Source organism: Halopseudomonas oceani (assembly GCF_002903165.1).
Lineage (GTDB): Bacteria > Pseudomonadota > Gammaproteobacteria > Pseudomonadales > Pseudomonadaceae > Halopseudomonas > Halopseudomonas oceani.
Window position 1 is genome coordinate 32,620 of the sequence record NZ_PPSK01000014.1, and the last position, 13,244, is coordinate 45,863.

A 13,244-nucleotide genomic window follows, 5' to 3' on the forward strand; every position below is an offset into this window, starting at 1 on the left:
GGGATAAGCTGGCATCATCTCCCACGGAAGCCGAGCCATGCTCCATCAACACCCCTCCAGCCTGCAGGTCATCCGATGATCTGGTTCTGGCGCTCACTGGCCTCGCTGTGCGTTACCCTCGGCGCAATCGGTGTAGTCGTCCCGGGACTGCCGACAACCCCCTTCCTGTTGGTCGCTGCCTGGGCAGCAGGGCGCGGCTGGCCTGAGCTGGAAGCGCGCCTGCTGCTGCACCCGCACTACGGCCCACTGATACGCGATTGGCGCGAGCACCGCGCGGTGCCACGCCGTGCCAAATGGGCTGCGAGCCTGCTGATGCTGAGCAGTGTGCTGATGATCTGGCTACTGCCTTCGCCGGACTGGCTGCGCTGGGCGCTACCGCTGTTCCTCTGTTGCGTTGCTGGCTGGCTCTGGCGTCGACCGGAGCCGGCACCGCGCTAGCGCGGCATCATCCGCACCCCATCCAGCTCGCTCAAAGGCTGCGGGCGACCAAGGTGATAGCCTTGAGCGTAATCCACGCCAAGCTCGCGTAGCTGATCCAGAATCTCTTCGTTTTCGACAAACTCTGCCACCGTCTGCAGCCCCATTTCATGGCCGATGGTGTTGATTGAGGCAACCATCGCGCGGGCGATGGGATCGGCCACGATATCTTTGACAAAAACGCCGTCGATTTTCAGATAATCCACCGGCAACGACTTGAGATAGGCGAACGACGATAGCCCCGAGCCGAAGTCATCCAGCGCAAACTGACAACCGATGTCCTTGAGCCGCCGCATGAACGCAATGGCCTTGTTCAGGTTGGCAATAGCGCTGGTTTCGGTGATTTCAAAGCACACCAGTTGGGGCGGAACCTGATGGCGCTCGATAGTTTCGAGCACATATTCCAGAAAGCTCTCTTCGCCAATCGAGGCCGCCGACAGGTTGATCGAGTAGCTGCTCACCGGCCCACCCTGACGGCGGTTGTAGTCCCCCAGCCAAGCCAGAAAATTACCCACCACCCAGCGATCAATCGCCGATGCCAGATCATAGCGCTCGGCCGCAGGCATGAAGGCACCGGGGGGGATGGCCTGCCCATCCTCACCCAGCATACGAACCAGCACTTCGTAGCCGGGCAACATGTTCTGCTCACTGATGGCGTGAATCGGCTGCACATACAGCCTCAACAAGTCAGAGTCCAAGGCCTGGCGCAGGCGGTTGACCCACTGCATTTCACCCCGCCGCTCCTGCATCTGAGCGTCGTCAGCCTGGTACAGGTGAATACGGTTGCGGCCGGCGTCCTTGGCCGCATAGCAGGCGCTGTCTGCGGCACTGAGCAATACATCCAGGCTGGCCACCTGCTCCTCGATTTGCACCAGTCCAATACTCACCCCGACGGCAAACGTCTTGCCTTCCCAGCTGAAACGGTACTCCTCCACCAGTGCGCGGATGCCATCAACGACCGGAATGGCTTCTTCCAGCGTACAGCCGCTGAGCAGCAGCCCGAATTCGTCACCACCCAGCCGTGCCAGCACGTCGGAACTGCGAATATGCGACTGAAACAGCTTGGCCAACTGACGCAACAGCTCATCGCCGGCGGCGTGGCCACAGGTATCGTTGACGATCTTGAACTGATCAAGGTCCATGTAGCACAACACCTGATCGCCTCGCTGACCCGGCCCGCGTTGCAGCGCTTGGCCAACCCGGCGTTCAAATTCCTTGCGGTTGACCAGCCCGGTCAGGGTGTCATGGGCGGCCTGATGCGACAATTCCAGCGCCAGCCGTCGATTCACAGTGACGTCGCGGAAGGTCAGTACGGCCCCAATGATGTGCCCTTCAGCGTCGCGAATCGGCGCCACCGCATCCTGCACCGTGACCTCGCTACCGTCGCGGCGACGCAGTTGATTCATCCCGCCAGCCTTGCGGCTAAGCGCCTGTCGATAACGGCGCAGCAGGGCACTGACCGGATTGAGTAGCCTTTCCCCGGTGCTTTCGTCAAACAGGCAATAGACCTCATCCAACGGTTTGCCAACCACCTCCGACTCGCGCCAGCCGGTAAGCTGCTCGGCGACGGGATTGAGATAGCGAACCCGGGCGTCCGGCCCGGTGGTGATGACCCCGTCACCGATGGAAGCCAGCGTCACCTGTGCCAGCATCTTTTCCTGGAACAGCTGCTGCTCGATACGTCGGCGCTCGGTGATGTCGCGAATCATGCAGGTGTAAAGCTCATCCTCCAACGAGCCGCTGCTGACGGTCAGCTCGGCAACGAACTGGTCATGCTCACTACGGCTGAACAGCACTTCCTGCTTGATCTCACTGCCGGCTTCCGGCAACGGCAGGCCGGACCAGTCGCGCTCCGCCACCAGGCGCGCCATCGGCTGCCCGATCAGCGCACCGGCTGGCAGCCCGAACAGCCGTTCGGCACCAGGGTTGCAGGTCGCCAAGATCCCATCCCGGTTGCAGGTAACCACGCCATCGCGGATGTCGCGAATGATGCTCTGGGTCACCCCAACCGCACGCCGCAGGGCATGGATGACCTTGTTGTACTGCGCTGCGATCTGGCCCACTTCGGTAAAGGGCTCAACCGGCACATCGCGCTCGAAATGGCCGTCGCGCTGATGCGCGGCCATCGCCTCCAGCAGCTCAATCAGCTCGGTTCGTGCGCCATGCTCAGACACATTCAGACCGGCCAGCTCTTCCTCCGGCGTGACCCGCATTGGCCAGAAGCGATTGACCGCCCGCAGCAGCAGCCAGGTCAGACCAAAGGCCCACAGCCCGGCCACCACGATACCCTCAAGCTGGGCGATGAACTGCTGGGTACGCGTCAGCCCGGTACCCAGCGCCGTCAGGTCAGCAAACAGCGCGACCGCCAGCGTACCCCAGATACCACTGGCCAGGTGCACAGGCACGGCACCGACCGCATCATCGATCTGCAGCCGGAGCAGCAGCCGATCCGCCAGATACATTACGACCGCACCAATCAGGCCGATAAAGAACGCAGACGGCGCATCGACCACATGCGCACCGGCGGTCACCGCGACCATGCCGGCAATCATGCCGTTGAGCGGATAGACCGGATCCACCAGCCGCCAGCGCAGCCAGGACATCACCATGCCACCGAGCGTCCCGGCAATCGCAGCCAGCACCGTATTGGCAATGATGCCCGGTACCCGACCGTCAAAGCTCAGGGTGCTGCCGCCGTTGAAGCCGAACCAGCCGAACATCAACATCAACGCGCCCAGCATCGCCAGCGGCAGGTTGGAGCCCGGCATGCTGCGACCATCCCGGTCCTGATCAAAGCGGCCCTGACGCGGCCCCAGAATCAGAATTACCGCTAGCGCCACCCAGCCACCTACACCGTGCACCACGGTGGAGCCAGCAAAATCGACAAAGCCGCGCTCGGCCAGCCAGCCCAGCCCGTCAGCAAACACGCCGCCCCAGGCCCAGTGGCCGAACAGCGGGTAGATAAAACCAGCGATGACCAAGGTCACCAACAGGTAGGAGGAAAAGCGCATGCGCTCGGCCGCCGCGCCGGAAACAATGGTTGCCGCCGTGGTGCAGAACATCGCCTGAAACAGAAAGAACGCCGAATGCCAGGTATCGGAAAACGGCAGCATGGAGAAACCTTCGCCGTACCAGCCACCAGCGCTGCCGCCAAACATCAGCCCAAAACCAAACAGCCAGTAGCAGAACACCGCCACGCTCAGGTCGGCCATGTTCTTGACCGCGACGTTAATCGCGTTCTTGCTGCGGGTCAGCCCCGACTCCAGACACAGAAAGCCAATCTGCATGTTGAACACCAGGCCGGCACACAACACCAACCACAGAACATCAATCATCGGGATGGGCATGGGGACACCTGTTCCATTTGCTAACTGGCACTTTGATAGCGCAGCGGTTCAGGCCGTGCACCCGATCAGTGCAGCGATTGGGCGACTTCGCGCTATGCGGCTCAGGATAGTGCAGACAGATGCAGGTTTTGTACCAAAATTCGCCGAACTGGTGGTAAACGTGCAACCAGCAAGGCGTCAGTGCAGGGCCCGAAACGGGCAGAGGATGGGAAGCTAGTGCGCCATTTCGGGCGCTTGAGCACCCGAAATGGCGGTAACAGCAAATCAGTCGGCGATGTGCACCAGTTGTTTGCCAAAGTTCTTGCCTTTGAGCATGCCCTTGAACGCCTCAACGGCATTCTCCAGGCCTTCAGCCACGGTCTCGCTGTACTTCAGCTTGCCGGAAGCCACCTGCTCAGCCAGCAGCGCGGTGATCTCCTGGTGCTTGTCCTGCCACTCGGTGACCAGGAAGAAGCGGTGTTCCGGCTTGGGATCAAGCGCACCAAAGATATGGAACGGCGTTTCGACCTTGCTCTGGTCTTCGGCGTTATAGGCCGATACATAACCACAGATCGGCACGCGAGCACCCGGATTGATCAGCTTGGCCACCGCCTTGGCCACCTCGCCACCGACGTTTTCGAAGTACACGTCAATGCCGTTCGGGCAAGCGGCTGCCAGGTCCGCATCCAGGTTGCCGGCCTTGTAGTCGATGCAGGCGTCAAAGCCCAGCTCTTCAACCACATAGCGGCACTTCTCCGGGCCACCGGCGATACCGACAACACGGCAACCTTCCTGCTTAGCAGTCTGGCCAACCACAGTGCCGACCGGGCCGGACGCTGCGGCAACCACGACGGTTTCGCCCGCCTTGGGTTTACCCACGTACATCAGGCCGCAGTAACCGGTACGGCCCGGCATGCCGGCCACGCCCAGGTAGGTCTGCAGCGGTACGCCCTGATCCTTGATCTTGTAAACCATCTCGGCGTTGCCTGGAATGATGCAGTATTCCTGCCAGCCGGAATAGACGGTAACCACGTCACCTACGGCGTAGTTATCGGACTTCGACTCAACCACCCGGCCAACGCTCTCGCCGACAATCGGCGCACCGATTTCAATCGGATCCATGTAACCCTTGCTGTCATTCATGCGCGGACGCATGTAGGGGTCAAGCGACAGCCACAGGGTCTTGATCAGAACCTCGCCATCCTTGAGCTCGCGAACCGGCTCCTCCTTCAGAACCAGGTCACCATCCTGAATTTCGCCCTGCGGACGCTTGTTGAGCACGATCTTGCGGTTGATATGAGCAGACATGAGATGCCTCTTGCATAAATGGATGAATGGGCGGAAAACTCCGCGAACTCCCGGATCATAAACGAACCGGGACGACTACCAGACCCGGCAGACCTACTATTCACAGACCTGATTGCCTGCCAATCCGTAGGCCGAAACGCACTCAGGCAATATCACTGACCACTAACGCTCCGCCGGAACTGACCACCCGGTTGCGGCCGTAGGCCTTGCCGCGATAGAGCCGTTGATCGGCGCAGCGGTAGAGCCCGGCGGCATCGCTGGCGTCACGGGGCCAGCAGGCAACCCCAAAAGTAGCAGTAATCGGCAGCGGCTGGCCCTGCCAGAGCAACGGCGTACGTTCAAGCTGCTGGCACAGCGTCTGCACCAATTGCTCGGCGGCAACCGCGTCGGTGTTACGCAACACCAGTCCGAACTCCTCGCCACCCAGCCGTCCAATAACATCATCGCTGCGCAAGCGCTGCCCCAGCACCCGACACAGGTGCTGAAGAGCACGGTCACCGGCCTCATGACCCCAGCTATCATTGACCTGCTTGAAGTGATCGACATCCAGCAGCACCAGGGCAAAAGCATCGCTGCTGCGCTGGCTTTGCTCGATGCACTGGGCAAACAGCTGATGGAAGCGAGCGCGGTTGAGCACACCAGTCAGCCCATCCGTTTCTGCCATGAGCTGCAGTGAGCGTTGCGCCAGCGCACGCCTGCCCTCATAGAAATGCACAAACAGCAGAATCATCAGACCGCAGACGACGGCATTGCCAATATCGATCAGTCCGGCAGCCGACTCGGGATTCGCATAACGCCAGAGGTAAAGCAACAACGCCGCAACCATGAAGGGAATCGAGAGTAGCAAGCCAGCCCGACGTCCAAGCAGCAGATAGGCGAGCACCGGCACCATGTATACCCAGACAAACGCGGTGACCGAGGCATTAGGCATCAACATGATGTAGAGCTGAAAGCAGAAGGTCGGCAGCAGGTAGCCGTAGATCCAGGGGGTCAGCCAGCGAACCCGGGTAATATTCCAGGCCGACCAGAGCAGGAACAGGCCGACGAGAATTTCCAGTACGGCCAGTATCGGGTTGTCATTGCGAAACTGCAGCAGGGCAAAACCGCACAGCACCCAGCCGGTGCAGGCAAAAATAAGCCGCAGTAGTGACCGCCTCGCCGAATCCTCGAGCCCGGTTCCCGCTTGTCGCTGTGTATCGTGCTCTGAATCCACTGGCTTGCCTGCCCGCTAAACGTCCGTAGCGGTGCAGTATAGCGAAGGGCGTCTCAACTGGAGGCCCAGTTTTCCAGCAGATGCTGATCCTTCAGGCGAACATAGTTGGCCGCCGAGTAGGTGAAGAACGCCCGTTCCTTGTCGGTCAGCGCCCGCACCTGCTTGGCAGGACTGCCCATGTAGAGGTATCCGCTTTCCAGCGTACGGTTGGCCGGCACCAGAGAGCCGGCACCGATGATCACCTCGTCTTCGACCACCGCACCATCCATGACAATGCTGCCCATGCCGACCAGCACCCGGCTACCGATGCTGCAGCCGTGCAGCAGCACCTTGTGGCCAATGGTCACGTCATCGCCGATATTCAGCGGATAACCGTCCGGATTGAACGGACCAGCGTGGGTGATATGCAGTACGCTGCCGTCCTGCACACTGGTGCGGTCGCCGATGCGAATGCTGTGCATATCGCCGCGGATGATCGCGCCGGGCCAGACCGAGCAATCATCGCCAAGCTGCACATTGCCCAGCACCACCGCCGACGGGTCAACAAATACCCGGTCGCCAAGCACCGGCTGCCAGTCCCTGAATCCACGTACGTTCATTGTCTTACCCTTGAAATTTGCGGCTATCGCCGTCATTGAAAACAACTAACACCGTTACGATGCCAAGCGCGTCCGCGTCGATTACCATGGACGCATTGTAAGTCATCGCCCGAATCAGGATACCCGCCATGCCCAATCCGCTGCTGCAACCCTACGATCTGCCGCCCTTTGCCGAGATCCGTGCCGAACACGTCAAACCGGCCATCGAGCAGATTCTGGCCGACAACCGTGCACAGCTTGATGCCCTGCTGGCCAACCCGCCAGCGCAGTGGACCTGGGCCAACCTGATTGAGCCACAGGATGACATGGGTGAGCGTCTGGGCCGTGCCTGGTCGCCGGTCAGCCATCTCAACGCGGTCATGAACAGCCCCGAGCTGCGTGAAGCCTATGAAAGTTGCCTGCCGCTGCTGAGCCAGTACTACACCGAGATGGGGCAGAATCAGGCGCTGTTTGAGGCCTACCAGCAGCTCGCCTCCAGCGACGAGTTCGCCACACTGGACACCGCCCAGCAGACCATCCTTGAGCACGCGCTGCGCGACTTCAAGCTGTCCGGTATTGCCCTGCCGCCAGAGCAGCAAAAACGCTACGGCGAGCTGCAGATGCGCCTGTCCGAGCTGCAGAGCACCTTCTCCAACCAGGTGCTCGACGCCACCCAGGCGTGGACCAAACACATCACCGATGCGAGCCAGCTCGATGGCCTGCCGGAGTCCGCCCTGGCGCAGGCCAAACAGGCCGCTGAAGCCCGCGAGCTGGACGGCTGGCTGATCACTCTGGAGTTTCCGAGCTACTTCCCGGTGATGACCTACGCCTCGGACCGGGCGCTACGCCAGGAGGTTTACACCGCTTTCTGCACCCGCGCCTCCGACCAGGGTCCGAACGCTGGTCAGTTCGACAACGGCCCGATCATCGACGAGATTCTGCTGCTGCGTCAGGAGCTGGCTGAGCTGCTGGGGTTTGCCAACTACGCCGAGCTGTCGCTGGCAACCAAGATGGCCGAAAGCACCGATCAGGTTCTTGGCTTCCTGCGTGACTTGGGCGAGCGCAGCAAACCCTTTGCCGAACAGGATCTGGCCGCACTGCGCGCCTTTGCTGCCGAACAGGGGTGCGATGACCTGCAGCCCTGGGACGTCGGCTACTACAGCGAGCAACTACGCCAGCAGCGTTACGCCATCTCGCAGGAAATGCTGCGTCCCTACTTCCCGATCGACACCGTGATCAACGGCATGTTCGCTATCGTCCAGAAGCTGTACGGCATCGAGCTGCGTGAGGTCGCCGAGTTCGAACGCTGGCACAAGGACGCGCGCCTGTTCAAGGTCATCGAGCAGGGCGAAGTCATCGGCCGCTTCTTCCTCGACCTCTATGCCCGCGGCAACAAGCGCGGCGGCGCCTGGATGGACGGCTGCCGTGACCGCCGCCTGCTGCCCGACGGCGCTCTGCAGCGCCCCATCGCTTATCTGGTCTGCAACTTCACGCCAGCGGTTGGCGGCAAGCCGGCACTGCTGACCCACGACGAAGTAACCACCCTGTTCCACGAGTTCGGCCACGGCCTGCATCACCTGCTGACCCGGGTCAACTACGCCTCCGCCAGCGGCATCAACGGCGTGGCCTGGGACGCGGTCGAGCTGCCGAGCCAGTTCATGGAAAACTGGTGCTGGGAGCCGGAAGGTCTGGCGCTGATCTCCAGCCACTATGAAACCGGCGAGCCGCTGCCGCAGGACCTGCTGGACAAGATGCTGGCGGCCAAGAACTTCCAGTCCGGCCTGGGCATGCTACGCCAGATCGAGTTCTCGCTGTTTGACTTTGAATTGCATGTGCGCAAGCAGCCCGAACTGAGCGTGCAGCAGGTGCTGGATCAAGTGCGTGAGGAGATTGCGGTCATCAAGGTGCCGTCCTTCAACCGCTTCCAGAATGGCTTCAGCCACATCTTCGCTGGCGGCTATGCGGCGGGCTACTACAGCTACAAGTGGGCAGAAGTGCTGTCGGCTGATGCCTTCTCGCGCTTCGAGGAGGAAGGCGTGCTGAACGCCGAAACCGGCCGCGCCTTCCGCGACAACATCCTTGCCCGAGGCGGCAGCGAGGCACCGATGGCGCTGTTCGTGGCCTTCCGTGGCCGCGAGCCGTCAATCGACCCGCTGCTGCGCCACTCGGGCCTGACCGGAGAAGCAGCATGAACCAAGGCCCGATCAAACGCTTCATCGCCGGGGCCGTCTGCCCGGCGTGCAGCGCAATGGATAGCATCAGAATGTACGAAGAGGACGGCGTACCCCACCGCGAATGTGTCAAATGCGGCTACGCCGACACTCTGGATGCCCGCGGCAACTCGGTTCCGAAAGAGCTCACCACCCGCGTCAACGAAACCCGCAAGGCACCCGCCAAGCCAACTTCGCAGACCGTGCAGTTCTTTCCAAACCCGCGGCTGAAGAAAAAAGACTAACCAGACGACCGGCTCGGCCTGCCGAGCCGGTCGCCCTCAGGCCGCACCACGCAGTTCGATATCAACGCCCAACTGCCGTGACATGCAGGACCATTGCGACCATAGCTCACGTACTCTGTCAGGGTCCTGCTCGGCCTGATAGGCCTTAAAGGCGGGCGACTGGAACAGATCGTCCGGCAACAGGCCGGCGACCGCCGCTTCCACCGCCAGATCCAACTTGTTGGCAAAAGCATCCCCCAGCAGTTGGTGCACGATCAGATTGGCCCGCGTGATATCCATCGGAATCAGCGGGGCGATGCCATTGGCAACGTAGCGATCGTTGACCTCTTCGACCAGACGGTGCGCCAGATAGGCCTCATCCAACAGCGTAATCAACCCCTTATGCTCGCTCGGCAGGTCCGGCGGCTGCAGCAAAAAGGCCTCAGCCACCTTCAAAACCGGCAGGATGCGTTCACGCAGCCGGGCTGACTGGGCCACCGCAGCAGCGGCCTCAAGCACATCCGGAACCTGCTCGATATAAGCCTGGGCAAAACTCTGCAGGGTATCGATCTGGTCATTCTCAAGACGAATGGCGGGGTGTAACGCCGGAACCCGGGACGCCAGCCAGCGCCGCATGCCCGCGACCGAGTCCGGTTGCGCCATAGCATCGGCAATACGGCTTTTCAGGCCAGTTATATTCATTTTTACGCTCCACAACGACGGCTAAATGCTGCAAGCGGGGCAACAGCAGATTGATATCATTCGCATTTACGGAAAGCTAGCAGAGGCCTGCCATTCCGTCAAAGTGGCTCACCCCAAGTCATTAGACCAAATTGTAATAAAACAGCCGGCCTGCAAACGCCCCTGCCGGCAGCCCTCACTGCGCCTGGCCCCCAGCCAGATCGCCGAATAGAGGCACAACATTGCGAAGGTAAAACCCCTGTCTATACTCGACATGTCGGTAGCCTGTGGGGGAGTTCCGGCCGGGGGTGACTCAACGCGATCTTCGCGCTGCCCATCCTGCGGTTAGAGCAGGCCGTTGAAAAACGTGATCGAGACAGCCAGCGCAAGACCCGGGCAGTTCAGACCTTTTTTCAGCAGCCTGCCTCGGTATCTGCGCAGTGTTTTGCTTGATACCCCCTGTTCGTGCACCGGAAGCGATAAAAACAATAAAGGGGAACCGGGAATGTTGCGAGCTGCAATCACCTGGCCAGTTGGCCTGTCCCTGTCCGCGCTTGGCCTGTCGGCTCAGGCCGAATGGGGTGTCAACATGCGGCGGGGCGTCACTGAAGTCAGTCAGTCCGTGTTCGATCTGCACATGACCATCTTCTGGATCTGCGTGGTCATCGGCATCGTGGTGTTCGGTGTGATGTTCTGGTCGATGCTGATGCATCGCAAATCCGAGGACAGCAAACCGGCTACCTTCCACGAGCACGTCGGCGTGGAAATTCTCTGGACGGTCATTCCGCTGGTCATCCTCATCGTCATGGCGATTCCGGCCACCAAAACCCTGATCGATATCTACGATGCTGACGAAGCCGACGTCGATATTCTGGTCACCGGTTATCAATGGCGCTGGCAATACCAGTACGTGAACGAAGGGGTCAGCTTCTTCAGCACCCTGACCACGCCCCGGGATGAAATCACCAACGTCAGCGCCAAGAGCCCCGATTACCTGCTGGAAGTCGACAATCCACTGGTTATCCCGGTCGGCAAGAAGGTGCGCTTCCTGGTGACCGCCTCCGACGTTATCCACTCCTGGTGGGTACCTGATTTCGCAGTCAAGAAAGACGCCATCCCCGGCTTTATCAACGAGGCCTGGACCCGGGTTGAAGAGCCCGGCATCTATCGCGGTCAGTGCACCGAACTGTGCGGCAAGGACCACGGTTTCATGCCGGTGGTGGTACAGGTGCTGCCACAGGATGAATACGATGCCTGGCTGGCAGAGCAGAAAGCAGCGGCCGCCAGAGAGGCCGAACTGCGCGAGAAAGACTGGACGCTGGCAGAGCTGGTCGAGCGCGGCGAAAAAGTCTACGCCACCGCCTGCGCCTCCTGCCACCAACCCAACGGCGAAGGCCTACCTCCGATGTTCCCGGCCCTCAAGGGCAGCCCCGTCGTTACCCAGGACATGGCAGAGCACCTGAATGTAGTACTGCACGGGCGGCCCGGCACCGCCATGGCAGCCTTCGGCAAGCAGCTGTCTGAAGTCGACGTCGCTGCCGTGATCACCTTCGAGCGCAACGCCTGGGGCAACGACACCGGCGAAATGCTCTCCCCCGTCGATGTGCTGAAAGCCAAAGAAGGCCAATAGGAGACCTGCCATGAGTGCTGTGATCGATACCCATCACCACGACCATGCCCACGGTCCGGCCAAGGGCCTGATGCGCTGGGTGCTGACGACCAACCACAAGGACATCGGCACCATGTACCTGTGGTTCAGCTTTGCCATGTTCCTGCTCGGCGGCTCGATGGCCATGGTCATTCGTGCCGAACTGTTCCAGCCGGGCCTGCAGCTGGTGCAGCCCGAGTTCTTCAACCAGATGACCACCACCCACGGCCTGATCATGGTGTTCGGCGCGGTCATGCCCGCCTTCGTCGGCCTAGCTAACTGGATGATTCCCCTGATGATCGGCGCGCCAGACATGGCCCTGCCGCGGATGAACAATTTCAGCTTCTGGCTGCTGCCGATGGCCTTCGGGCTGCTGGTATCGACATTGTTCATGGAAGGGGGCGGCCCGAACTTCGGCTGGACCTTCTATGCACCGCTGTCGACCACCTACGCGCCGCCCAGCGTCACCTTTTTCATCTTCGCCATTCACCTGGCGGGCATCAGCTCGATCATGGGCGCAATCAACATCATCGCGACCATCCTCAACCTGCGCGCCCCCGGCATGACGTTGATGAAGATGCCGCTGTTCGTCTGGACCTGGCTGATTACCGCCTTCCTGCTGATCGCCGTCATGCCGGTACTGGCCGGCGTGGTGACCATGATGCTGATGGACATCCACTTCGGTACCAGTTTCTTCAATGCGGCCGGCGGCGGCGACCCGGTCATGTTCCAGCACATTTTCTGGTTCTTCGGCCATCCCGAGGTCTACATCATGATCCTGCCGGCGTTCGGTGCGGTCAGCCAGATCATCCCGACATTCAGCCGCAAGCCGCTGTTCGGGTATACCTCGATGGTCTACGCCACCGCGTCGATCGCCTTCCTGTCGTTTATCGTCTGGGCGCACCACATGTTCACCGTCGGTATTCCGATTACCGGCGAGCTGTTCTTCATGTACGCCACCATGCTGATCGCCGTCCCGACCGGGGTGAAGGTATTCAACTGGGTGACCACCATGTTCCGCGGCGCGCTGACCTTTGAAGCGCCCATGCTGTTCGCCGTGGCCTTCGTCATCCTGTTCACCATCGGCGGTTTCTCCGGCCTGATGCTGGCGATTGCGCCGGCCGACTTCCAGTATCACGACACCTATTTTGTTGTCGCACACTTCCACTACGTGCTGGTGCCGGGTGCGATCTTCGGCATCTTCGCCTCGGCTTACTACTGGCTGCCCAAGTGGACCGGCCACATGTACGACGAGACGCTGGCCAAGACCCATTTCTGGATGAGCTTCATCGGCATGAACCTGGCGTTCTTCCCGATGCACTTTGTCGGTCTGGCCGGGATGCCCCGGCGGATTCCCGATTACAACGTGATGTTCGCCAACTTCAACATGCTGTCGTCGATTGGTGCCTTCATGTTCGGGGTTACTCAGTTGCTGTTTTTGTTCATCGTCATCAAGTGCATCAAGGGTGGCAAGAAGGCAGCAGCCAACCCGTGGGAGGGCGCCGAAGGGCTGGAGTGGACGGTGCCGTCACCTGCGCCCTATCACACCTTCACCACCCCACCCGAGGTGAAATGAGCG

10 protein-coding genes are annotated in these 13,244 nt (G+C 60.8%); 5 read left to right on the plus strand and 5 right to left on the minus strand.

The features are described 5' to 3' along the window. Positions 1-75 precede the first annotated feature (75 nt). Complete coding sequence (locus tag C1949_RS14000; RefSeq protein WP_104739099.1) at positions 76-438, plus strand: YbaN family protein; 363 nt, start codon at positions 76-78, stop codon at positions 436-438. Here the strand turns inward: C1949_RS14000 and amt are convergent. The 4 genes from amt to C1949_RS14020 form a co-directional block, all read right to left on the minus strand. Then, positions 435-3,824, minus strand: coding sequence for an ammonium transporter (amt, locus tag C1949_RS14005; protein ID WP_104739100.1), 3,390 nt, complete (start codon positions 3,822-3,824; stop codon positions 435-437). The genes C1949_RS14000 and amt overlap by 4 nt on opposite strands. A gap of 264 nt (positions 3,825-4,088) precedes the next feature. Then, entirely contained in the window at positions 4,089-5,111 is a 1,023-nt protein-coding gene (locus tag C1949_RS14010; RefSeq protein ID WP_104739101.1) for an NADP-dependent oxidoreductase, read from the minus strand. 142 nt (positions 5,112-5,253) lie between these two features. Beyond that, positions 5,254-6,324, minus strand: coding sequence for a GGDEF domain-containing protein (locus C1949_RS14015; RefSeq protein WP_104739102.1), 1,071 nt, complete (start codon positions 6,322-6,324; stop codon positions 5,254-5,256). Between the two features lie 53 nt (positions 6,325-6,377). Continuing rightward, the gene (locus C1949_RS14020) at positions 6,378-6,923 is read right to left on the minus strand and encodes a gamma carbonic anhydrase family protein (protein WP_104739103.1); all 546 of its coding nucleotides are present in this window, start codon (positions 6,921-6,923) and stop codon (positions 6,378-6,380) included. Between the two features lie 128 nt (positions 6,924-7,051). On the opposite strand from C1949_RS14020, the gene prlC reads away from it, so the two are divergent. After that, the gene (prlC, locus tag C1949_RS14025) at positions 7,052-9,094 is read left to right on the plus strand and encodes an oligopeptidase A (protein WP_104739104.1); all 2,043 of its coding nucleotides are present in this window, start codon (positions 7,052-7,054) and stop codon (positions 9,092-9,094) included. After that, entirely contained in the window at positions 9,091-9,357 is a 267-nt protein-coding gene (locus C1949_RS14030; RefSeq protein ID WP_104739105.1) for a YheV family putative zinc ribbon protein, read from the plus strand. Before prlC ends, C1949_RS14030 begins: the two co-directional genes overlap by 4 nt. A 36-nt stretch (positions 9,358-9,393) precedes the next feature. Here C1949_RS14030 and C1949_RS14035 read toward each other — a convergent pair whose 3' ends face one another. Further along, positions 9,394-10,038, minus strand: a complete 645-nt coding sequence (locus C1949_RS14035) for a hypothetical protein (RefSeq protein ID WP_104739106.1) — start codon at positions 10,036-10,038, stop codon at positions 9,394-9,396. A 484-nt stretch (positions 10,039-10,522) separates the two neighbouring features. Here C1949_RS14035 and coxB point away from each other — a divergent pair, with 484 nt between their 5' ends. Next, the gene (coxB, locus tag C1949_RS14040; protein WP_104739107.1) at positions 10,523-11,647 is read left to right on the plus strand and encodes a cytochrome c oxidase subunit II; all 1,125 of its coding nucleotides are present in this window, start codon (positions 10,523-10,525) and stop codon (positions 11,645-11,647) included. 10 nt (positions 11,648-11,657) lie between these two features. After that, positions 11,658-13,241 (plus strand): cytochrome c oxidase subunit I, encoded by a 1,584-nt coding sequence (ctaD, locus tag C1949_RS14045; protein WP_104739108.1) that lies wholly within the window; start codon positions 11,658-11,660, stop codon positions 13,239-13,241. Positions 13,242-13,244 lie beyond the last annotated feature (3 nt).

Coding starts and splice junctions, on each gene's coding strand:
- C1949_RS14000 (WP_104739099.1), top strand. CDS start 76: ATGATCTGGTTCTGGCGCTCACTGGCCTCGCTGTGCGTTACCCTCGGC.
- amt (WP_104739100.1), bottom strand. CDS start 3,824: ATGCCCATCCCGATGATTGATGTTCTGTGGTTGGTGTTGTGTGCCGGC.
- C1949_RS14010 (WP_104739101.1), bottom strand. CDS start 5,111: ATGTCTGCTCATATCAACCGCAAGATCGTGCTCAACAAGCGTCCGCAG.
- C1949_RS14020 (WP_104739103.1), bottom strand. CDS start 6,923: ATGAACGTACGTGGATTCAGGGACTGGCAGCCGGTGCTTGGCGACCGG.
- prlC (WP_104739104.1), top strand. CDS start 7,052: ATGCCCAATCCGCTGCTGCAACCCTACGATCTGCCGCCCTTTGCCGAG.
- C1949_RS14030 (WP_104739105.1), top strand. CDS start 9,091: ATGAACCAAGGCCCGATCAAACGCTTCATCGCCGGGGCCGTCTGCCCG.
- C1949_RS14035 (WP_104739106.1), bottom strand. CDS start 10,038: ATGAATATAACTGGCCTGAAAAGCCGTATTGCCGATGCTATGGCGCAA.
- coxB (WP_104739107.1), top strand. CDS start 10,523: ATGTTGCGAGCTGCAATCACCTGGCCAGTTGGCCTGTCCCTGTCCGCG.
- ctaD (WP_104739108.1), top strand. CDS start 11,658: ATGAGTGCTGTGATCGATACCCATCACCACGACCATGCCCACGGTCCG.